This window comes from Allobosea sp. P2_A10 (assembly GCF_056405115.1).
Genome location: NZ_JBFUCS010000020.1, coordinates 1 through 22,392, shown reverse-complemented (window position 1 = coordinate 22,392; position 22,392 = coordinate 1). Strand labels below are relative to the sequence as shown.

Here is a 22,392-nt window from a genome sequence, read left to right as displayed (position 1 = left end):
AATCTTAACGAAAAGTAAATTACACCGATGGGGCGGCGGACGGGTAAACAAGCGTAGAGTGGAGTCGACGCGAGATGTTGCGTGTCCGTGAAGTTCCGACGCGTGGGTCATCCCGCGACGAAAATCCTGTGGCTATGAGCGCTCCTTCAGCGAGCGTCGCGGCGGGAAGTCGTCCGGCCAAGCTTGCAGCGATGGCCGCTCTCGGTCTGGCGCTTGGCGCCGGCGGCGCGATTTTCACAGTTTCGCTGGTTCAGGCTGAATCAGACGACGCCAGCGCGCGGGCTTTTTATCAGCAGGAAGCCGCCAGCCGCCGCACCCAACGGGTCTCGCAGCAGGCCGCCTACGCCTCCGTCGCGCCAACTGCCTATGCACCTTCGCGTGGCTCCTGGTCGCTTCCGGTCCTGAACATGCAGTCTAACGGCCGCATCGCCCATCCTCCGATCGAACTCAATCCCTTCCGACCTCGCAACGGGGCCACCGGTGCAGCCGCCAAGCCGAAAGCGGCCCGCAGCCACACCACCGCAGCCCGGGTCGACACCGTCTCCGGGTCGGCCGATGTCGCCCGCACCATCTGCGTGCGCCTCTGCGACGGCTTCCACGCGCCGATCGGCTATCTCGGCGCAAAATCCGACATGAAAGGCCATGAGGCGCTCTGTCAGGCGATGAACCCCGGCATTCCCGTCAAGGTCTTCCGCGTCGCAGCCGGCGCCGACACCATCGACGACGCGCAGGCGGCCGACGGCAAGCGCTACTCCGCCTTGCCGGTCGCCTACAGTCACGAAAAATCGGCCGACCCGGCCTGCCGCCCGGCGATCGTCAAGGCCGGCGAGCGCCGCGTCTCCCTGCTGCGCGACTTCACTTTGCGACCCGGCGACAGCGTCGTGCTCGACGGCAAGGTCCGCACCTTCGCCGGCGGCTCGTCCTGGCCCTACAGCACGCGCGATTTCCGCGACTTCCGTAGTTCGGCCGATCTGAGCAAGGGCCAGCGCCAGCAGATCGACGAGCGCGTCGGCATTTCGCGTCTGGAAGCGGAAGCGCGCGTCCTGCGTCGCCAGATGCGGCTGCGCGAGGCCAGCCTGCATGACGACACCATCGCCAGCGATGCCATCACGCTGCGCGGCACGCTGGATCCCGCTTGGCGCGGGCCAATCCGGGTCATCTCGCTGGCGAGGACCAGCGAGTCGGTCAGGTAGCGGCCGTTTCGGCCCAAAACGGGACCTAGAACTACGACTAAAGTTTTACATCGTGCTTGAGCGGAAAAATCCCCTGCCGTTTCCGGGAGATGGCCGGACTATTAGAATTAGTCGAAATTGGATTTGATTTAGAATCGCTACAACATATTGATTCAAAAGGATTATCCGGTTGACGCGTCGATAACGCGTCCCTATCGCTGGCCCGTCATGTCCAGAAGACTACGAGCCGGCGGAGCGAAACCATGATCGGAAAGTCCCATATTCACGCGGTTGCACTGGCGTCCTGCCTGGTTGCCGCGCCGGCCCTGGCGCAGAGCGTGAACCTCTACACCACGCGCGAACCCGGCCTGCTGAACCCGGTACTCACTGCCTTCACCAGGGACACCGGCATCAAGGTCAACGCCGTCTTCCTGAAGGACGGCCTGCAGGAGCGCATCAAGGCGGAGGGCGCCAACAGCCCCGCCGACGTCATGCTCGTGGTCGATGTCGGCGAGATCAGCGCCGCGATGGACGCCGGCATTACCCAGCCGGTCAAATCGGCGGCGGTCGACAAGATCGTCCCGCCGCAGCTGCGCGGCCCCGGCGACAACTGGATCACGCTGACCAAGCGCGCCCGCATCGTCATCGTCTCGAAGGAGCGCGTGAAGCAGGACGCGATCACCTATGAGGACCTCGCCGACCCCAAATGGAAGGGCAAGTTCTGCATCCGCGCCGGCCAGCACCCCTACAACAACGCGCTGTTTGCCGCCTATCTCGCCCATCACGGGCCTGAGAAGACGGAGGCCTGGCTCAAGGCGCTGAAAGCCAACACCGCCCGCAAGCCCGGCGGCGGCGACCGCGAGGTTGCCCGTGACATCCTGTCGGGCCAGTGCGACATCGCCCTGATCAACACCTATTACATCGGCCTGATGAGTCAGGCGAAGAACGAGCAGAAGGGCTGGTACGACGCGATCAAGCCGCTGAAGACGAGCTTCGCCGGCGGCGCGACCCATGTGAACGTCTCGGCTGCCGCCATCGCCAAGAGCGCGCCCAACAAGGACAACGCCGTCAAGCTGATCGAGTACATGCTGACGCCGAAGGCGCAGGAGCTTTATGGCGACGGCAATTTCGAGTTCCCGGTCAATGCCGACGTCAAGGACAGCGCCGCAGTGAAGCTGCTCGGCGCGATCACCCCCGACAAGACGCTGCTGACCGACATCGCGAAGAACCGCAAGGCCGCGTCCGAACTCGTCGACAAGGTCGGCTTCGACAATTGAGCCTGAGCGCTCCTGATCTCGGCTCGCGACGGTCGCCACTCGCGTGGCGGCCGTCGACCCGTTTCGCCCTCGCCTCCCTGCTCGGCGCGGCCCTCGTCGCGACACCCCTGATCGCGCTGGCGCTGACCGCGCTGTCGCCGCAGGCGGCCGAGATCTGGCCGCATCTGGCGAGAAACGTCATCCCGCAGGCGCTGGGCGACACGCTTTTGCTGCTCGCCGGCGTCGGCGCTTTGTCGGGCGCGATCGGCGTCGCGACCGCCTGGCTCGTCACGCAGTATGATTTCCCCGGCCGGCGCGCCTTCGAATGGCTGCTCGTGCTGCCGCTGGCGATCCCGACCTACATCACCGCTTATATCTACGTCGAAATCCTCGGCTTTCAGGGGCCGCTCCAGACCGCGCTGCGCACTGTCACCGGCTGGCGCTCGCTGCGCGACTACTGGTTTCCCGATCCGCGCAACCTCGCCGGCGCGATCTTCGTCATGGCGATCGTGCTCTACCCTTATGTCTATCTCAGCGTCCGGGCGCTGTTTGGCCTGCAGGGCGCGACGATCGTCGAGGCGGCGCGCACGCTGGGCGCTTCGCGCGCGCGCCTGTTCTGGCGCATCGGCCTGCCGATGGCGCGTCCGGCGCTGGCGGCGGGCCTGACGCTGGCTTTGCTCGAAACGCTGAACGATGTCGGCGCCACCGAATATCTCGGCGTCCGCTCGCTGACATTGTCGATCTATACGACATGGCTCAATCGCGGCTCGCTGGCCGGCGCGGCCCAGATCGCCTGCGTCATGCTGCTGATCGTCGTCGCCCTGATCGCCGCCGAAAGACGGCTGCGCGGGCAGCGCCGCTTTACGCTGCCGGTGCGCCAGCCGCGCGCCGTCGGACGCTTGCGGCTCTCGGGCGGCACGGCGCTCGGCGCAGGCGCGGCATGCGCCCTGCCCGTCCTGCTCGGCGCGGCATTGCCGATCGGCTTTCTTGTCGGCGAGGTCCTCTCGCGCGACCTGCTGACCCAGTTCGACGCCGCCTTGCTGCGCAACCTCGCCAATGCGCTGCTGCTTGCAGGGCTGGCGTCCGTGCTAATCGTGGCGCTCGGGCTCGCCATCGTCACGGCGAGCCGGCTCGGACGCGAGCCATGGCTAGCGCCGCTGGCCCGGATCGCTTCGCTCGGCTACGCGCTGCCCGGCACGGTGCTGGCGCTGGGTCTGCTGGTGCCGCTGGCGGCGATCGACAACCGCATCGCCGACGCATTCGCCGCCTGGTTCGGCGTCAAACCCGGACTCGTCCTGATCGGGTCCGGCGCGGCGCTGGTGATCGCTTATGTCGTGCGTTTCCTCTCGATCGCGATATCCGGCATCGAGAGCGGGCTCTCTCGCGTCTCGCCATGCATCGACGACGCCGCGCGCATGCTCGGCGCGGGCGCGCCTGAACTGCTGCGACGCGTGCACTGGCCGCTGATGCGCCCGGCCGTCGCCGCCGCCGCCCTGCTCGTTTTCGTCGATTGCCTGAAGGAGCTCCCCGCCACGCTCCTGCTGCGCCCGCTCAACCTCGACACGCTGGCGACGATCGTCTATGGCCACGCCTCGCGCGGCAGCTTCGAGGACGGCGCGCTCGCCGGCCTTCTGATCGTGCTGGCCGGCCTCTACCCCGCCATCATGCTCGCCCGGTCGCCGGCGTGACGCCAGGCGGCCCCGAACTCGACAAGTCCCGGAACTCGACAAGTATCCGGCATCGTCATAAACCGGACGACAGTTGTCATCCGACCTTCCGGGCCGGATTCGCGCCATGCAAGGGCCCATGACACGCCGTAGCACCATCATCGCCAGTTGCCTCGCCATCGCAATCGCCGTGCTCGGACTGAAATCCTGGAGCATCGCGGTCGGGCAGGTGGAACAGCGCGTCATTGCCGCGATCGAGCAGCGCACCGGCCTGGTCGTGACCGGGCTCGAACGCGCCGAGATCGCGCTGCTGCCCTTGCCGCGCATCAGCCTGTCGAGGGTCAGCTTCACCCAGCGCGACAACCTGCTGACCGGCTCGGCCGCCCGCATCAGGGCGCGGCTACGGCTGCTGCCATTGCTCGCCGGCCGCTTCTCCTTCGACCGGATCGACCTCGCCGGCCCGCAGATCGACGTCGCCGTCTCCGGCTCGGATGATAATCTCGGGGACTGGCTCGCGCCGCCGCTGGCCTATCTCGAGCGCCTGAAGGTCCAGAGCAAGATCGTGATCGCCGGCGGCTCGGTCTTCATGCGAGCCCAGGGATCGATCCGGACGATCCTGCGCGACGTCAATCTCGTGATCGAGGATCGCGAGGCAGCCGACCCCCTCGTCCTGTCCGGCTCGGTCAACTGGCGCGGCGCGGTGACCGAGCTCAGCCTGCTCTGGCCGATGGCCGGCGAGAACGCCCGGCTGACGCTCAGCGCCGTCTCGCCCGTGATGAACCTGCAATTCGACGGCCTGCGCAGCGGCCTGAGCGAGCCCGTCATCAACGGCAAGCTCTCGCTCGCCACCAGATCGCTTGCGGAACTGCTCGGCTGGTTCGACGAGCGGCCGCGCCTGGCCGCCGCGATCGGAGCGCTGACCCTGACGTCCGACGCGCAGATCAAGCCGCATGAGGCGTCACTCAGCAACACCCGCGTCACGCTGGACGGCGATCGTCTCGAAGGCGCGATCAAGCTCGGCGACGCCGGTGGGCGGCTGGCGCTGTCTGGCACGCTGGCGGGCGCCGGTCTTGACCTCGGACGGCTGTTCGGCCGGCTCGACACGGCATCCGGAGGCGTGGTTGCCGCGGCGCCGCTCGATTTCGAGGGCTGGACTGCCCAGGATATCGACCTGCGCATTTCGGTCGACGCGGCGCGCCTCAATGGCGCGAGGCTGGACGACGTCGCGACCTACCTCCTCGTCAAGAAGGGGCGCTTCGAGGCCGGCCTGCTGCGCGCAAGCGCCTATGGTGGCAGCGCCAAGGGCCGGCTGCTGGCGCTGGCCACGCCCGGGGGCATCGACGTCAAGCTTCTTGCGGGGCTCGACAAGGTCAATCTCGCCAAGGCAGCCGTCGATCTGCCGGACCTGCCCCGGGTCACCGGCACCGGCGGCCTCCAGATCGCTCTCGATGGTCTCGGCGAAACCTATGAGGAGATCGTCGCCTCGCTCAGCGGCAAGGCCGGGCTCAACCTGCGCCAGGGCGAGATCGCCGGCGTCTCCTTTGCGGAGATGCTGCGCCGGGTCGAGCGCAATCCCGGCCTGATCCAGCGCGACTGGCGCCAGGGCAGGACGCCCTTCGACAACGCGGCAGTCTCCTTCAATGTCGCAAACGGCGTCGCGACGGTGGCGGATTCCACGGTGACGGGACAGGCCTACCGCCTGTCGCTGGGTGGCGCGATCCTGCTGCCGGCGCGCCGTTTCGAGATGACGGCGGCGCTCCTGCCGGCGAGCGGCCCACTCCGCCTGCCGTTCACCCTGCGCGGACCTCTCGACGCACCCGCCTTCGAGTTCGATGCCGAAAGCCTGATCCGACCGACCGGCGCGACGACCTTCCCGACGCAATTGCTGCGCTGAACGGCAACCGCCCCGGCCACGTCCGGAGTGTCCAAATCTTCGGCTTCCTTTCGCCTGTGAATTCCGCTCTCATGCGTCCCAAGGCCGCTCGACGGCCGTTCGGGGAGAGGACATCCACCATGAAAATTTGGGTCGCGGGCGCGGTTTGCGCGATGGGCATGGCGATGGCGGGCATGATGACGGCAGCGGATGCTCAGGAACTGATCGTCGAGAAGAAGATCTTCGAGATGCCGAGCTACACGACCCAGGGCGGCCGCACCCTCAAGGCCGTCAAGGTCGGCTGGGAAAGCTACGGCACGCTCAACGCCGACAAGTCGAACGCGATCCTGATCTGCCACTTTTTCTCGGCGAACTCGCATGCCGCCGGCAAATATGCGGCGACCGACGCCGCTCCGGGCTATTGGGACGCCATCGTCGGACCCGGCAAGGCGATCGACACCAACAAGTACTTCGTCCTGTCCTCGGACACGCTGGTCAACCTCAACACCGGCGACCCCAAGACCACGACCACCGGCCCGGCCTCGATCAATCCCGACACGGCCAAGCCCTATGCGCTGGATTTCCCGGTCGTGACCATCGGCGAAATGGTCAATGTCCAGAAGGCGCTGGTCGAGAGCCTCGGCATCAGGAAGCTGGCGCTGGTCGCGGGCCCCTCCATGGGCGCGCTCCAGACCTATGAATGGGCGGCGAGCTATCCGGAGATGGTCGCCAAGGCGATGCCGGTGATCGGCGCGGCGGAAGCCGACGCACAGCTCATCGCCTGGCTCGACGTCTGGGCCGCCCCGATCCTGATCGACGCGAACTGGAACAAGGGCGACTATTACGGCAAGACCCCGCCCAATGCCGGCCTCGCCAAGGCGCTGGCGGTGGTGACGCTGCAGGCCAACCATGGCGACTGGACCAACGGCACCTTCGCCCGCAAGCCGGCCAAGGAGGGCGAGGATCCCGCCAAGGCGCTGCCCGTCCGCTATCAGGTCCAGAGCATCCTCGACAATGCCGGCGACGCGCGCGCGAAGGTCTCCGACGCCAACCACTTCCTCTATCTGGTCAAGGCCAACCAGCTCTTCGCCGCCGGTGGCGTCTCGCTCGCCGACGCCGCCACGAAGATCAAGGCGCCGCTGCTGATGATCTCCCAGCCCAAGGACCTCGTCTTCACCGCCGACGCCATCGAACGCACCGCCGAGACGTTGAAGAAGGGCGGCGTCAACGTCACCCAGGCCTATATCCAGGGCACGCGCGGCCATCTCGACGGCGTCATCTCGATGAAGCAGGCCGAAGGCGCGATCCGGGCGTTCCTGGAGAAGTAGGGCCCATCGAAAGCCGCGCCATCTTCCCTTCTCCCCTTGCGGGAGAAGGTGCCCCGGCAGGGGCGGATGAGGGGTCGCGCCGCGCTATCATGTCGACAAGACGCAGTTGCCGGACAGGGTTGTGCGACCCCTCATCCGTCACGGCTTCGCCGTGCCACCTTCCCCCGCAAGGGGGGAAGGGAAGCCCCCCTACCCGCCCCTCACCACCGCCCTCACTCCGTCGATCACGAACTGCACCGCCAGCGCCGCCAGAATGACGCCCAGAAGCCGGGTCAGCACGACATTGCCGGTGACGCCGAGCAGGCGCGCCATCGGCACCGCGAGCCAGAACACCAGCAGGCAGGACGCGATCACGAGGCCGCTGATCACCGCAAGCGCGCCCAGCATCACCAGATCGCCCTCCGCCCGGCCCGCCAGCAGCATCATGGCCGTCAGCGCGCCCGGCCCCGCCATCAGCGGGATCGCCAGCGGAAAGGCCGCGACGTTGCGGATGTGATCCTGGGTGATCGCGGTCTCGACTGTGTTCGCCTTGCGCTCGTTCCTGCGCTCGAAGACCATTTCGAAGGCGATCCAGAACAGCAGAAGCCCGCCGGCGATGCGGAAGGCCGGCAGCGAGACGCCGAGCGCCTTCAGCACGACATCGCCGGCGACGGCGAAGAACGCCATGATCCCGAAGGCGATGATGCAGGCCCGCACCGCGACCTGCCGGCGCTCGCCCTCGGTCATGCCCCGCGTCAGCGACAGGAAGATCGGCGCCAGCCCCGGCGGATCGAGCGTGACCAGCAGGGTGACCAGCGCGGAGGTGAGGAAGTCGAGGTTCATGACGCACAAGCTATGCTAATGTTCCTCCATGGACCACACGGCATCGATAGCCGACGACATGAGGGAGGCGGCCGCCGGCCCCCCGGCTGCTATCGAATTCCGGGCGACGGGAAGCCGATGGGAGGCTCTGGTCGATATCGCTATCGGCGGATGCGCCGTCTACGCGTTTGCTAATGGCGGGGGAACTAGCAGCGTTGTGATCGCCGCCGGTTTGTGCGTGCTCTTCGGACTATCAGCCATAAGAAAGGCCACATCTGAGCCAGATCGATCCGTATATCTGGCGTTTGATCACGCCGTATATTCTGGCTAAGAAAGTGCCTTGGGCGACGGTTATGGCCTACTCGATCGAGATCAGGGCCGAGAGCGAGTCGCAGCTTTTCGTCAGGGTCATCGATCCTGCTCAATACGAACCAAGGCAAACGGGCCCATTGCAAACCTGGCCGGTTACATCGACAGGGTTTCGCGTGGGCCTCGGACGACTTGACTGCAGCTATGACGACATCGAAACGGCCTTCCGGCGCTTTGCGCCTGGCATTCCCAAAATCTGACCATCCGCCCCAACCGCCGTCATTCCGGACAAGCCGCGCCAGCGGCGTCGATCCGGAATCCATCGTCGAGCACGACAGTGCCCTATGATGGATTCCGGGTCTCCGCTTCGCTGCGCCCGGAATGACGGCGGCGGGGATTGTGGCGGCCAGGTGGCAGCTCACGGGCCGAGACCGCGCGCCATGTCGAAATCGACCCACAAGCCCCTGATATCACTCGTCTTTAATTTCACGGGAGAAACGACCGTTTCGCTGGCCTAAAGCCCCGGAATCGGGTAGCCAGAAGCCTGAAAAACAACCGGAATCGGGACCAAATCCCTTGAGCGAAGACGACGACACAAAGCGCCCGGACGAGCCGCATTTCGGCGGCGACATCAAGCCGATCTCGATCACCGACGAGATGAAGAAGAGCTATCTCGATTACGCCATGAGCGTGATCGTGAGCCGCGCTCTTCCCGACGTCCGCGACGGCATGAAGCCGGTCCACCGCCGCATCCTGTATTCGATGTGGGAGAACGGCCAGACACCCGACAAGAAGCACGTCAAATCCGCCAACATCGTCGGCGCCGTGATGGGCCAGTACCATCCCCATGGCGACCAGGCGATCTACGACGCGCTGGTGCGCATGGCGCAGACCTTCTCGATGAGCGTCCCGCTGATCGACGGACAGGGCAATTTCGGCTCGATGGACGGCGATCCGCCAGCGGCGATGCGCTACACCGAAAGCCGCCTCGCCAAGGTCGCCGTGCCGATCCTCGACGATCTCGACCGCGACACCGTCGATTTCCAGTCGAACTACGACGACAGCCGCGCGGAGCCGAAGGTTCTGCCGGCGCGGGTGCCCAATCTGCTCGTCAACGGCGCCGGCGGCATCGCGGTCGGCATGGCGACGAACATCCCGCCGCATAATCTCGGCGAGGTCATCGACGCCTGCATCGCGCTGATCGACAATCCGGAGATCACGATCGACGAGCTGATCGAGATCATCCCCGGCCCCGACTTCCCGACCGGCGCCTCGATCATGGGCCGAAGCGGCATCCATTCGGCCTATCACACCGGCCGCGGCTCGATCGTGATGCGCTCGAAGACGCATATCGAGGAGCTCCGCAAGGAGCGCGAGGCGATCATCGTCACCGAGGTTCCCTATCAGGTGAACAAGGCCTCGATGGTCGAGAAGATCGCCGACATGGTGCGCGAGAAGCGCATCGAGGGCATCTCCGACCTGCGCGACGAATCCAGCCGCGAGGGCGTCCGCGTCGTCATAGAGATCAAGCGCGACGCGCTGGCCGAGGTGGTGCTGAACCAGCTCTATCGCTTCACGCAGCTGCAGACCTCGTTTGGCGCCAACATGGTCGCGCTAACCGGCGGCCGGCCTGAGGTTTTGAACCTCAAGGACTTCATCTCGGCCTTCGTCGAATTCCGCGAGGAGGTCGTCTCCCGGCGCACGCGCTTCCTGCTCAACAAGGCCCGCGAGCGCGCCCATGTGCTGTGCGGGCTCGCCACCGCCGTCGCCAATATCGACGAGGTCATCCGACTGATCCGGACCGCGCCGACGCCGGCAGCCGCGCATGAATCGCTGATGGCGCGCAATTGGCCGGCCGAGGACATCGCGCCGCTGATCGCGCTGGTCGACGATCCGCGCCACCCGATCAATGCCGACGGCAGTTATCGCCTATCGGACGCGCAGGCCAAGGCCATCCTCGAACTGCGCCTCGCCCGCCTGACCGCTCTGGGCCGTGACGAGATCGGCGAGGAACTGCAGAAGCTCGCCACCGAGATCGCCGATTATCTCGACATCCTGCGCTCGCGCATCCGCATCCAGGACATCATCAAGGCCGAGCTGACGCAGATCAAGACCGCCTTCGCCACGCCGCGCCGCACCGTGATCCAGGACTGGGGTTCCGACCTCGACGACGAGGATCTGATCGCGCGCGAGGACATGGTCGTGACCGTCTCGCACGCCGGCTACATCAAGCGCGTGCCGCTCTCGACCTACCGGGCGCAGAAGCGAGGCGGCAAGGGCCGCTCCGGCATGTCGACCCGCGACGAGGATTTCGTCACGCGGCTGTTCGTCGCCAACACGCATACGCCGATCATCTTCTTCTCCTCGCTGGGCCAGGCCTACAAGGAGAAGGTCTGGCGGCTGCCGCTGGCGGCCCCCAATGCGCGCGGCAAGGCGCTGGTCAACATGCTACCGCTGGAGCAGAAGGAGCGCATCACCACGGTGATGCCGCTGCCGGAGGACGAGGAGAGCTGGGACAGGCTTGACGTGATGTTCGCCACGGCGTCTGGCGGCGTCAGGCGCAACAAGCTGTCGGACTTCGTCAACGTCAACCGCGCCGGCAAGATCGCGATGAAGCTCGACGAGGGCGACCAGATCGTCGACGTGCAGATCTGCTCGGAGCATGACGACGTGCTGCTGACCACGGCGGCGGGCCAGTGCATCCGCTTCGAGGTGCCGCAGGTGCGCGTCTTCAAGGGCCGCGATTCAACCGGCGTGCGCGGCATCACCCTGGCCGAGGGCGACACCGTCATCTCGCTGGCGATCCTCAAGCATCTCGATGCGACGCCGGAGGAGCGCGCGACCTATCTCAAGGACGCCGCCGCCGCGCGCCGTGCCGTGAACGGCGACACCGAGGATGCCGTTGTCGAGGTGGCGGCAAGCGCTCCCGATGCCGACGACACGCCGACCGGAGATGTCGAACTTGGTCAGGAAAAGCGCGCGCTGATGGGCGCGACCGAGCAGTTCATTCTGACGGTGTCCGAGAACGGCTACGGCAAGCGCACCTCGTCCTTCGAGTACCGGGTCACCGGGCGCGGCGGCAAGGGCATCGTCGCCATGGTCGTCAACGAGCGCAACGGCAAACTGATCGCCTCCTTCCCCGTGGACGAGAAGGACCAGATCATGCTCGTCACCGATGGCGGGCAGGTTATCCGGCTGCCGGTCGGTGGCAGCAAGCCGATCCGCATCGCCGGCCGCTCGACGCAAGGCGTGACGATCTTCGACACCTCCGGCAAGGAGAAGGTCGTCTCGGTCGAATGCATCGGCGACGATGGCGAGGACGAGAGCGGCGAGGCCGAAGCCGAAGCTCCGGAGGCCGGCGGCGAGTAGTCGCCGGCATCGGGCAAAGCCACTATTCACGACCACGCCGTCATCCCGGACAAGCGGCGAAGCCGCGCCGATCCGGGATCCATCATAGGGCTCGACAGCGCTCTATGATGGATCCCAGGTCAAGCCCGGGATGACGGGGCGTTTCCGGCCACGGAAGCGCGCCCCCTCACACTGTCTCCAGCAACCCCTTGATCAGAGCCCGACGCGGTGCGATCGACGAGATCAGCGCGTATTCCTGCAAGGTGTGCGCACCGCCGCCGTCGATTCCGAGCCCGTCCAGCGTCGGGATGCCGAGCGCGGCGGTGAAGTTGCCGTCGGAGCCGCCGCCGGTCATCGGCACGTCCTCCAGAGTGAAGCCGATGCTTGCCGCGATCTCGCGCGCGGTCTCGAACAGGCCGGCGACTGCCACCGATTTTTCGTAGGGCGGGCGGTTCATGCCGCCGCTGACCTTGATCGAAACGTCCGGGTCGCGCGCCGACAGGCTCAGAACGCGGTTCTCCATCATCACGCCGTCGGCAAGGCTGGTGACCCGGCAATCGACGCTGAACCAGGCGTGCTGCGGGATCACGTTGGCGGCCGTGCCGCCGCCCATCAGCGCGACCGAGGTGGTGATGCCACGCGCGTAATCGGTCATCGCCTCGATCGCGAGGATCTGGTGCGCCGCCTCGCGGATCGCGCTGCGGCCCTCGGCATGGCGCGTACCGGCATGGGAGGGCCGGCCTTCCAGCCTGACCTCGAAGCGACCGACGCCCTTGCGCGCCGTGACGATCCGGCCGCCGTCGCGGGCGGGTTCCGTCACCAGCACCGCGACCGATGTCTTGCCGATGGCCTCGATCACGCCGCGCGTCGTCGGCGAGCCGATCTCCTCGTCGGGCGTGAACAGGAAGGTCATCGGCCGCTTCGCCGAACCGGCGATCGCCACCTCCTTGAACGCCTGCAGGGCAAGCCAGGCGCCGCCCTTCATGTCGCAGACGCCGGGGCCGTAGAGCCTGTCGCCATCGATGCGGATGGGCAGGTCGCTCACGCTCGTGCCGACGGGATGGACGGTGTCGAGATGCGACATCACGGCGATTCCGGGCGCGCCAGTGTCGAGGCCGGCGCGCAGGATCAGCGCGTCGCCAAGGCCGTCCCGCCCCGGAATGCGCTCGACCGCTACGGGTAAGCCTTCGACCTCCCTGGCGACGAGGTCCATCATGCCGTTGACGCCGGGCGCGTGATGGGTCGGGCTCTCCACGGCGAGCCAGACGGACAGGGCGGCGATATCTGAATCTGATGTTGTCATGGCGTCAGCTTCGTCGGGAAGCGTGGCGCGGGCAAGGAGAACGCGCGCGCGGGCCAACTGTGCCGACCGCATAGCACACGCGACAGCCGCCGGCTTGACATCGGCCACTTTATACTTAACCATAAGGTTATGTATTAGAACCTTCCGCCTGCGAAGCGGGCGGCCATAACCGAACCCGGAGGAACAACCATGCGCGTCAACAAGATTTCGCCCTTCCTGTGGTTCGACAATCAGGCGGAAGAGGCTGTTGCCTTCTATCTCTCGGTCTTCGAGAATGCCAAAGCCGGCCCGGTGATGCGGTGCGGCGATGCCGGCCCCGGCCCCAAGGGCAGTGTCCTGTGCGCATCCTTCGAACTCGAAGGCCTGCAGATCACCGCCCTTAATGGCGGGCCGCATTTCAAGCTGACCGAGGCGTTTTCGCTGATGATCCGTTGCGGATCGCAGGAGGAAGTCGATTACTTCTGGGACAAGCTCGGCGAAGGCGGCGAGCACAGCCACTGCGGCTGGCTCAAGGACAAGTTCGGCCTGTCCTGGCAGATCACGCCCGACCGCCTCCTGGAACTCAACATGGATCCGGATCCCGCGAAGGCCGGACGCGTGATGCAGGCAATGATGACGATGCGCAAGATCGACATCGCGGCGCTGGAGGCTGCGGCGGCGGCCGGGTGAGCCATAGCCAAAACGAGGCCAGCTGCATCGGCGTCGGGCTGGCCATAACACCAGGCTCCGGGATTCATCGTCAGGCGCGGTGCTCTACGATGGATCCCGGGTCGAGCTTCGCTCGCCGAGGATGACGGAACTGCATCCGAGCCAGATCGGTAAGCCCTAGAACGGCAGGCCCTAGAACGGAATATCGTCGTCGAGATGGGTCGACGACGAGCGCCCGCCACCGCTGCCCGCCATGGCCGGCTGGCGCGGGGCATTGCCGCCGCCCATCGGGCTCGAACGGCCAAACGATCCGCCGCCGCCCGAGCGATCCTCCATCGAGCCGCCGCTCTCGCCATATTCGTCGGAACCGCCCTGCCCACGGCTGTCGAGCAGCGTCAGCTCGCCACGGAAGCGCTGCAGGACGATCTCGGTGGTATATTTCTCGACGCCGGACTGATCCTGCCATTTGCGGGTCTGGAGCTGGCCCTCGATATAAACCTTGGAGCCCTTCTTCAGGTACTGCTCGGCGACCTTGGCGAGGTTCTCGTTGAAGATCACCACCTGGTGCCACTCGGTCTTTTCCTTGCGCTCGCCCGACTGCTTGTCGCGCCAGTTCTCGGATGTCGCGATGCGCAGCGAGACGACGGGCTCGCCCGAATTGAGCCGACGGACCTCGGGATCCTTGCCCAGATTGCCGACCAGAATGACCTTGTTGACGCTACCAGCCATGAGAGGCTCCATTTCCTGCGCACATCGAAACCGGCCGACGACCGGAGCTGGACCCTAGCCGTCCATAGCGGCACTATCAATGATGTTCCCGTTTTGTTCAAGCTGTTTTCGCGTGGTTGTCCCCTGCTGATTCGGCGGCAGGACCAGCGGCCGACGCGCATCCTGCGAAGGCCCGGAAATTCGACAGGATGTCTGTCACAGCTCTTGCCCGCAGGCAGCAGCAGTGGGGAAGCCGTACGGCGCCGGTTCCAATTCGCTGGACCATGGTTGGCGTCGCTGGCCGGGCCATGCAAGATGGCGTCGGACATTCTGCTCCTGGTGAAGGCGATATGTTGAAGAAGACTCCGAACCCCATTGACCGGCATGTCGGTTCGCGCGTCAGGATGCGCCGGATGCTGGCCGGGATCAGCCAGGAGAAGCTCGGCGAAGCGCTCAGCCTGACATTCCAGCAGATCCAGAAATACGAGAAGGGCGCGAACCGCATCAGCGCCAGCCGGCTGCAGCAGATCGCCAACATACTGGACGTCTCGGTCTCGTTCTTCTTCGACGGCGCGCCGGTCGGAGATGCGCCGGGCGGCGGCTTCTCCGACCATTCATCGAGCGTCTATGTCGCCGATTTCATGGCGACCAGCGAAGGTGTGCAGCTGACCAAGGCGTTCGTTAAAATCAAGGATGCCCGGGTCAGGCGCCGGATCATCGACCTAGTCGAAGCGCTTTCCGACGAGCCGGCGCAGGCCTGAACGGCGGGCGCACGAACGCCTCGATGGCGCGATCGGGCAAGGGCGGCGGCTTGTGGGCGATGCGCTGCGTCAGCGGCTTGTGCAGCAGCACCGAACCGTCGGCGAACTCCACCACCTCGAGCGGCGAGAAGCGCAGCAGCGCCTGCACGATCGAATCCCGCTGGCTCTCGGACAGGCAGAGCGTCTCGACCGCCAGCCAGAGATGGTCCGGCAGGTCGATATCGGCGATCGCGCCGCGCAGCCCTGCCGGGCCAAGCGCTTTCAGATGGCCGTCCAGCGCCAGCAGGGTCTGTTCGAGCGCCTGCTCATGAAACATGGAAATCGCCCTCCCCGAACGGCGTGAGCGGCGTCTCGCGGGATGTGGCGATGACCGGCCCGCTCAGGCCCTTGAAGGCGAGCGTGCGATGATAGGCGGCCTCGTCGACGGCGATGATCGTGCCGATGCAGTTCAGCCCGTCGATCACGGCCGGCAGGCCAAGCGGCTTGACGTCCCAGCCCAGCTCGAGAAAGCGCGGCAGCCACCAGGTCTCCATGACCACCGTAATGGCGGTCAGGTCGTTGCGCAGGCAGTATTCGAACATGCCGGCGAGCACCTGGTGCAACACCTTGCTGTCGGGTCCGCGCCGCTCGGGCACGACGAAGATGCGCGTCCATTCGACGATGTCGGGGCTGCGCTGGACGCCGCGGACATTGGCGAGGAAGGGAAAGACGTCGGCCATCAGATGCGGCCCGAGCGTCGGCACCAGCCGTGTCCCGCCGATCACATGGCCATGCTCGATCGCCAGCAGATAGACCGCATCGTCATTGTCGAACTGGTCGATCTCGCGGCCGTCGGGCTTCTCGAGCGCCATCCAGCGCCTCTCGCCGACATAGATGCGGTGACGGATCTTGAAATGCTCCTCGATCTCCCTGGCGTAGAGATGGCGGTTGTCTCGATCGACGACGTGGATCATCGCATCCTCCCCCTTGCTTTGGTGAAGGAGCTTCCCGGAGGACGCCGCTGGGGGGTATCCCGGAATTCCGGGATAGGGTCGGATTAAGTCGCGGCCTTGCGGCTCGTCGCGGCGTCAGAGCGTGATCTGGCCGCGCCGATGCGCTTCGATCAGCGTGCGCACCCGCCCGCGCACGCCCAGCTTGCGCGCGGCGTTCTCGTAATGCGCCTCGACGGTGCCGGAACTGATCCCAAGCCGCTCGGCCACGCCCTCAGTCGTCCGGCCGATCGCCATCCAGGTCAAAACCTCGCGCTCGCGGATGGTCAGCGGGCGATCGGATTCGGCCGCCACGCCGCGGCTCGATGCGGTGTTGTGCGCGTAGATCGACATGAGATGGATCGCCGAAAGTGAGCGCGGCGAGAGATCGGGCCGGTCTCCCGCCATGGTGACGACGGCGCGAAAGCCGTTCTCGTCATGGATCGGCACGCAAAAGCCGTCGATCATCGTGAAGTCGCGGGCGCGCTGCATCACCTCGCGCTCGCGCGGCTTCGCGGTGTCGTCGCGATAGACGTCAGCCCAGGCGAAGGGGTCGATCGAGCGCTTGCAATGGGCCACGATCGGGTCGTGATCGGAGAAGGACTGCTTCACATAGAGGTCGAACCAGCCGGGCGGCCAGCCATTGAGCATGACCAGCGGATCGATCCGGTCCCCGATATCCGGCAGGCCGGTGATCAGGAACGCATGGAAGCCGTAACTCGCGAGCTTGTCGCGCAGGGACGTAACGATGGCGTCGACACTGCCGAGCCGACCCAACCCGTCGATGAAGTCCAGGGCATCTCGCCCGGTATCGAAGTGCCGCCCCGGCATCGCCCACCCCTGCAGGCTCGATTGTGACCTATCAATCCGGTTTGTTCCACCGAATTCAAGATCGACCTTCGCCCTACTGCGCGCGCGGACATATCGAACCGCTCCGGCTTTAAGGAATTTCCGCCTTTCGCGGCAACCTGCTCGCGCAACTCTGTCTCGATGCGGTTGCCGGCTTCGGCAAACGACGCTCCGAGGACCTGATCGAGGCGCTCTGTCTCCTGCCGTCTCCTGTCAGGAGGGCTTGGCATGAGATCTTGGCCGCGCAGCCGCAACGCATGCTAGTCATGGCCGCTCGCCGCGCCCGAGACTGGCATGGCCCGGCATTTGCCCTATCTCTAGCGCTTCAGCTCAACCGGACGCCCCCATGGCCCGCAAGTCTTCCTCTGTCGGCGAGTCCTCCCCTGTCGGCAAGTCTTCCCCTGTCGGCAAAGCCTCCTCGGGCAAAACCTCGCTCGCCGATCAGGCCGCCTCGCTCGAATTGCTGTTCGACGAGGCGCGCAAGACCGATTCGCGGGTCATCTCCGTGCGCGGCGCCCGCGAGCATAATCTCAAGAACGTCGATCTCGCGATTCCGCGCGACAAGCTCGTCGTCTTCACCGGCCTGTCGGGCTCGGGCAAGTCGTCGCTGGCGTTCGATACGATCTACGCCGAAGGCCAGCGCCGCTATGTCGAGTCGCTCTCGGCCTATGCCCGCCAGTTCCTCGAGATGATGCAGAAGCCCGATGTCGACCAGATCGACGGGCTCTCGCCGGCGATCTCGATCGAGCAGAAGACGACCTCGAAGAACCCGCGCTCGACGGTCGGCACCGTCACCGAGATCCACGACTATATGCGCCTGCTCTGGGCGCGGGCCGGCATTCCCTATTCGCCCGCGACCGGCCTGCCGATCGAGAGCCAGACCGTGCAGCAGATGGTCGACCGGCTGACCGAGCTGCCGGAGAAGACGCGCGGCTATCTGCTTGCACCCGTGGTGCGCGGCCGCAAGGGCGAGTTCCGCAAGGAGATGGCGGACTGGCTCAAGCGTGGCTTCCAGCGCGTCAAGGTCAATGGCGAGTTCGTCGAGATCCCCGACGCGCCCGCGCTCGACAAGAAGTTCAAGCACGACATCGACGTCGTCGTCGACCGCATCGTGATCCGGCCCGATTTAGGCGCGCGGCTGGCGGATTCACTGGAGCAGGCGCTGGAACTCGCCGACGGCATCGCGGTCTTCGAATATGCCGACGAGAAGGAGGAGAACGGCGAGGCCCGCCGCATCACCTTCTCGGCCAAGTTCGCCTGCCCGGTCTCGGGCTTCACCATCCCCGAGATCGAGCCGCGCCTGTTCTCGTTCAACAACCCCTTCGGCGCCTGCCCGGCCTGCGACGGCCTCGGCCACGAGATGCGCATCGACCCCGACATGATCGTGCCGGATTCGTCGCTCTCGCTGAAGAAGGGCGCGATCGCGCCCTGGGCCAAGTCGACCTCGCCCTATTACGGCCAGACGCTGGAGGCGCTGTCGAAGCATTTCGGCTTCTCGATGACGAAGCCCTGGGCCGAGCTGCCCGATAGCGCGAAGCTCTCGATCCTGTTCGGCACCGGCACCGACCCCGTCCGCATGGCCTACAACGACGGCCTGCGCGCCTATGAGGTCAGGAAGCCCTTCGAGGGCGTGATCACCAATATGGAGCGGCGCTGGAAGGAGACCGAGAGCGACTGGGCCCGCGAGGAGATCGGCCGTTTCATGTCGGAGACGCCGTGCAAGGCCTGCGCGGGCTTTCGCCTGAAGCCCGAGGCGCTGGCGGTCAAGCTCGACATGCGCCATATCGGCGAGGTCTCCCGCCTGTCGGTCAAGGATGCGCTCGCCTGGTTCAGCGCCCTGCCCTCGCGGCTGACGCAGAAGCAGAACGAGATCGCCCCGCGCATCCTCAAGGAAATCCGCGACCGGCTGACCTTCCTGCTCGATGTCGGGCTGGAATACCTCACGCTCGCCCGCGCCTCGGGCACGCTGTCTGGCGGCGAGAGCCAGCGCATCCGCCTCGCCTCGCAGATCGGCTCGGGCCTCACCGGCGTGCTCTATGTGCTGGACGAACCCTCGATCGGCCTGCACCAGCGCGACAATGAGCGCCTGCTCGGCACGCTCCGGCGCCTGCGCGATCTCGGCAACACCGTGATCGTGGTCGAGCATGACGAGGACGCGATCCTCACCGCCGACTATGTCGTCGATGTCGGCCCCGGCGCCGGCATCCATGGCGGCGAGATCGTCGCCAAGGGCACGCCGCAGCAGATCCTCGACAACCCCAATTCGCTCACCGGCAAATACCTCACCGGCGAGATGTCGGTCGCGGTGCCCCACAGGCGGCGCAAGGCGCAAAAGGGCCGCTCGCTCAAGATCGTCGGCGCGCGCGGCAACAACCTCAAGGATGTCAGCGTCGAGATTCCGCTCGGCCTGTTCACCTGCATCACCGGCGTCTCGGGTGGCGGCAAGTCGACGCTGGTGATCGACACGCTCTACCGAGCGGTGGCGCGCAAGCTCAACGGCTCGATCGAGCACCCCGCCCCGCATGACCGCATCGAGGGCATGGAGCATCTCGACAAGGTCATCGACATCGACCAGTCGCCGATCGGCCGCACGCCGCGCTCCAACCCCGCGACCTATACCGGCGCCTTCACGCCGATCCGCGAATGGTTCGCGGGCCTGCCCGAGGCCAAGGCGCGCGGCTACCAGGCCGGGCGCTTCTCCTTCAACGTCAAGGGCGGTCGCTGCGAGGCCTGCCAGGGCGACGGCCTGCTCAAGATCGAGATGCACTTCCTGCCCGATGTCTACGTCACCTGCGACGTCTGCAAGGGCAAGCGCTACGACCGCGAGACGCTAGAGGTGAAATACCGCGACAAGTCGATCGCCGACGTGCTCGACATGTCGGTCGAGGAGGCCAAGGGCCTGTTCAAGGCGGTGCCCTCGATCCGCGACAAGATGGAGACGCTGCACCGCGTCGGGCTCGACTACGTCAAGGTCGGCCAGCAGGCGACGACGCTCTCGGGCGGCGAGGCCCAGCGCGTCAAACTCTCGAAGGAGCTCTCCAAGCGCGCCACCGGCCGCACCCTCTACATCCTCGACGAGCCGACCACCGGCCTGCATTTCCACGATGTCGCAAAACTGATGGAGGTGCTGCACGAACTGGTCGACCAGGGCAATTCGGTCGTCGTGATCGAGCACAACCTCGAAGTGGTGAAAACCGCCGACTGGGTGATCGACATGGGCCCCGAAGGCGGCGACGGCGGCGGCGAGGTCGTGGCGGAAGGAACGCCGGAGGACATCGTGCGGATCGGCAAGGGCCACACCGCGCGGTTCCTGCGCGAGGTGCTGGCGCGGCGGCCGATCAAGGGGGCGAAGGGGGTTAGGCAGGCGGAGGCGGCGGAGTAGAGCGCTCGCCGCGATGGTGCTAGGATCGAGCCATGACGACGATCGAGGACATCGAGCGAGCCATCGAACGGCTTCCCGGAACGGAGCTGGTGAAGCTGCGCGACTGGTTCGACGCCTTCGAGGCCGAGCGCTTCGACCGCCGCATCGAGGCCGATGCCGCAGCCGGCAAGCTGGACGGGCTGGCGCAAGCCGCGCTCGCCGAATTTCGCAAGGGCTCGCCCCGCGAGCTATGAGGCATTTCGCCAGCGCTGCCTTCTGGAAGGCCTATCGCGACCTGCCCCCGGCGACGCGCGAAGCGGCCGATGCAGCCTATGCGCTGCTCAACGCCGATCCCCACCATCCCTCGCTTCGCCTCAAGCGCGTCGGCGCCTATTGGTCGCGCGCATCGGCCTGCGCTATCGCGCTCTGGCGGTGGATGTCGAAGGCGGCTTGCTCTGGTTCTGGATCGGCAATCATGCGGAGTATGATCGGCTGATCAAGTGAGCGCCCTGCTTTCGTCATCCCCCGGGGCTCCCGCAAAAACGAATGGGCCGCCCCTCCCCACAGCTGGCAGTTGTTAAGACCACCGACCGGGTGATCGAAATGGACCCCGAAGGCGGCGACGGCGGCCGCGTCGCGGTGGCCGATGGCGCACACGAGGCCATCGTCAAGGTCGGCAAGGGGCACACCGTGCGCTTCGTCAAGGAGGTACTGGAGCGGCGGCCGATCAAGGGGGCGAAGGGCGTGCCGAGGGAGGCGGCGGGGTAAGGCCGGCCGCGAGCTATAGCGCGCTATTTTGGATTCCAGTAAATTAATCCGTCATTCGATTCTAGATAGGCTCTATCGCTCACGCCCATCACGCCACCCAATCAATAAAGGCAATATCTTATGGCACAATTATACCCAAAGAGCGAGAGCGAAATATTAAAAAATATCGGAAACTTTATTCTCAATTCTATCAAAGCATTATTTTGGTTTATACTTATAGTAGCCCTCTTTGTATTTTGTGTTTTCATGATTGTCTTCGCTGATCAGGGCCTAAAATCACTAGGTATTGAGCCGAATCCTATCCTAAGCGTCCCATTTCAATTTATCCAAAGATGGATGGGGTTCAGAGATCCAGATAAACCAGAGTACATGCTATTTACCCTTAATATGATCGGACTATCATTAAGCGTATTTTCGGCAGCGTTGCCACTAGTATATTATTTTATAACGAAAGAAACTACACGACAGCAAATCAGAATCATAGAAAAGAATAACCCATTTACGCGTCATGTCATTAATAGCGATGATGATGATGATCGAATAATGTCACAATATTATCAGAAAGCAAAGAGCGTTACGGTCTATGCCGGAGATTTTGATTGGATAATACGAAATAGCAGAATTCAACACACGATCGATCGACTTATATCAGAAAATAAGATTATATTTGTCAGCTCAAAAAGCTTAAACGAAATTCGGAAGGCGGTAGGAATTGAGCTGTTCAATAAAATTAGCTTAAATATACAACTGACAAATTATAGCGATATGAGGGGTTCAATTATCGAGTATGAAGGATCAAATAAAACTTTTATATATAGATATCACGACCCGAAAGACAATGCTACAATAATTGCATCAATCCGGCATTTTGAACAAGGTCAGTTTCTGCTTGAACAAATTAAGAAAATGTCAAATCAGAACGTAGAAGAATACTCAATTGTAATTATCTGCGGAAGATCAGGGTCCGGAAAAACATGCGCCTCGGAAATATTAAAGCAACTAGGGTATAAGCATATATCTGTTGGAGATTTATTTCGTGATATCGCGAGGGAGAAAGGCTTGGATGAAAGCAGAGAGAGCCTTAATAAAGTCGGTCGAGATTACTTGCAATCAGACGGCCCGGTCGAACTGGCTAACAAAATCATTGAAAAAATGAAAATTGACAGGAAGATTGTCATAGATGGAATTAGACCGAAAGAAACCGCTGAGATTATAAGGAATAAATTCGGCAGATGTATTATTATATACCTGACTGCTAGTGACGAAAGAAGA

18 protein-coding genes are annotated in these 22,392 nt (G+C 64.5%); 12 read left to right on the top strand and 6 right to left on the bottom strand.

Going from position 1 to position 22,392, the window contains the following annotated elements; genetic code table 11:
* Positions 1 to 134: 134 nt before the first annotated feature.
* From AC1DZY_RS22485 to AC1DZY_RS22465, 5 genes are all read left to right on the top strand, one after another.
* Positions 135 to 1,193 carry a DUF2865 domain-containing protein gene (locus AC1DZY_RS22485; RefSeq protein ID WP_476822386.1) on the top strand — a complete coding sequence of 353 codons (1,059 nt, stop codon included), beginning with the start codon at positions 135 to 137 and terminating at the stop codon, positions 1,191 to 1,193.
* Between the two features lie 242 nt (positions 1,194 to 1,435).
* The gene (locus tag AC1DZY_RS22480) at positions 1,436 to 2,449 is read left to right on the top strand and encodes an extracellular solute-binding protein (RefSeq protein WP_476822385.1); all 1,014 of its coding nucleotides are present in this window, start codon (positions 1,436 to 1,438) and stop codon (positions 2,447 to 2,449) included.
* Positions 2,446 to 4,116 (top strand): ABC transporter permease, encoded by a 1,671-nt coding sequence (locus AC1DZY_RS22475; protein ID WP_476822384.1) that lies wholly within the window; start codon positions 2,446 to 2,448, stop codon positions 4,114 to 4,116. Before AC1DZY_RS22480 ends, AC1DZY_RS22475 begins: the two co-directional genes overlap by 4 nt.
* Positions 4,117 to 4,234: 118 nt before the next feature.
* Complete coding sequence (locus AC1DZY_RS22470; protein ID WP_476822383.1) at positions 4,235 to 5,989, top strand: AsmA family protein; 1,755 nt, start codon at positions 4,235 to 4,237, stop codon at positions 5,987 to 5,989.
* 119 nt (positions 5,990 to 6,108) lie between these two features.
* Positions 6,109 to 7,296, top strand: coding sequence for an E22 family MetX-like putative esterase (locus AC1DZY_RS22465; protein WP_476822382.1), 1,188 nt, complete (start codon positions 6,109 to 6,111; stop codon positions 7,294 to 7,296).
* A gap of 189 nt (positions 7,297 to 7,485) precedes the next feature.
* Here the strand turns inward: AC1DZY_RS22465 and AC1DZY_RS22460 are convergent, their stop codons facing one another.
* Positions 7,486 to 8,118 carry a MarC family protein gene (locus tag AC1DZY_RS22460; protein WP_476822381.1) on the bottom strand — a complete coding sequence of 211 codons (633 nt, stop codon included), beginning with the start codon at positions 8,116 to 8,118 and terminating at the stop codon, positions 7,486 to 7,488.
* 945 nt (positions 8,119 to 9,063) lie between these two features.
* Between AC1DZY_RS22460 and gyrA the strand changes: the two genes are divergently transcribed.
* Positions 9,064 to 11,775 (top strand): DNA gyrase subunit A, encoded by a 2,712-nt coding sequence (gene gyrA / locus AC1DZY_RS22455; RefSeq protein ID WP_476822422.1) that lies wholly within the window; start codon positions 9,064 to 9,066, stop codon positions 11,773 to 11,775.
* 166 nt (positions 11,776 to 11,941) lie between these two features.
* Here gyrA and AC1DZY_RS22450 read toward each other — a convergent pair whose 3' ends face one another.
* The gene (locus tag AC1DZY_RS22450; RefSeq protein WP_476822380.1) at positions 11,942 to 13,057 is read right to left on the bottom strand and encodes a M20 family metallopeptidase; all 1,116 of its coding nucleotides are present in this window, start codon (positions 13,055 to 13,057) and stop codon (positions 11,942 to 11,944) included.
* A 189-nt stretch (positions 13,058 to 13,246) separates the two neighbouring features.
* Between AC1DZY_RS22450 and AC1DZY_RS22445 the strand changes: the two genes are divergently transcribed.
* On the top strand, positions 13,247 to 13,726 hold the full coding sequence (locus AC1DZY_RS22445) for a VOC family protein (RefSeq protein WP_476822379.1): 480 nt from the start codon (positions 13,247 to 13,249) through the stop codon (positions 13,724 to 13,726).
* Between the two features lie 171 nt (positions 13,727 to 13,897).
* Here AC1DZY_RS22445 and ssb read toward each other — a convergent pair whose 3' ends face one another.
* Positions 13,898 to 14,434, bottom strand: a complete 537-nt coding sequence (gene ssb / locus AC1DZY_RS22440; RefSeq protein WP_476822378.1) for a single-stranded DNA-binding protein — start codon at positions 14,432 to 14,434, stop codon at positions 13,898 to 13,900.
* Between the two features lie 329 nt (positions 14,435 to 14,763).
* On the opposite strand from ssb, the gene AC1DZY_RS22435 reads away from it, so the two are divergent.
* A complete protein-coding gene (locus AC1DZY_RS22435; protein ID WP_476822421.1) occupies positions 14,764 to 15,174 on the top strand; it encodes a helix-turn-helix domain-containing protein in 411 nt (136 codons plus the stop codon).
* Here the strand turns inward: AC1DZY_RS22435 and AC1DZY_RS22430 are convergent.
* From AC1DZY_RS22430 to AC1DZY_RS22420, 3 genes are all read right to left on the bottom strand, one after another.
* Positions 15,128 to 15,490 (bottom strand): hypothetical protein, encoded by a 363-nt coding sequence (locus AC1DZY_RS22430; protein WP_476822377.1) that lies wholly within the window; start codon positions 15,488 to 15,490, stop codon positions 15,128 to 15,130. The genes AC1DZY_RS22435 and AC1DZY_RS22430 overlap by 47 nt on opposite strands.
* Positions 15,480 to 16,127 (bottom strand): acyl-homoserine-lactone synthase, encoded by a 648-nt coding sequence (locus tag AC1DZY_RS22425; protein ID WP_476822376.1) that lies wholly within the window; start codon positions 16,125 to 16,127, stop codon positions 15,480 to 15,482. The genes AC1DZY_RS22430 and AC1DZY_RS22425 overlap by 11 nt, the downstream gene beginning before the upstream one ends.
* Before the next feature lie 114 nt (positions 16,128 to 16,241).
* Positions 16,242 to 16,973, bottom strand: coding sequence for an autoinducer binding domain-containing protein (locus AC1DZY_RS22420; RefSeq protein ID WP_476822375.1), 732 nt, complete (start codon positions 16,971 to 16,973; stop codon positions 16,242 to 16,244).
* A 364-nt stretch (positions 16,974 to 17,337) separates the two neighbouring features.
* Between AC1DZY_RS22420 and uvrA the strand changes: the two genes are divergently transcribed.
* The 4 genes from uvrA to AC1DZY_RS22400 form a co-directional block, all read left to right on the top strand.
* Entirely contained in the window at positions 17,338 to 20,373 is a 3,036-nt protein-coding gene (gene uvrA, locus AC1DZY_RS22415; protein WP_476822374.1) for an excinuclease ABC subunit UvrA, read from the top strand.
* 32 nt (positions 20,374 to 20,405) lie between these two features.
* Entirely contained in the window at positions 20,406 to 20,606 is a 201-nt protein-coding gene (locus AC1DZY_RS22410; RefSeq protein ID WP_476822373.1) for a hypothetical protein, read from the top strand.
* Between the two features lie 292 nt (positions 20,607 to 20,898).
* The gene (locus AC1DZY_RS22405) at positions 20,899 to 21,120 is read left to right on the top strand and encodes a hypothetical protein (protein WP_476822372.1); all 222 of its coding nucleotides are present in this window, start codon (positions 20,899 to 20,901) and stop codon (positions 21,118 to 21,120) included.
* 120 nt (positions 21,121 to 21,240) lie between these two features.
* Positions 21,241 to 22,392 (top strand): ATP-binding protein (locus AC1DZY_RS22400; RefSeq protein WP_476822371.1); only part of this gene is annotated, 1,152 nt, incomplete at its 3' end.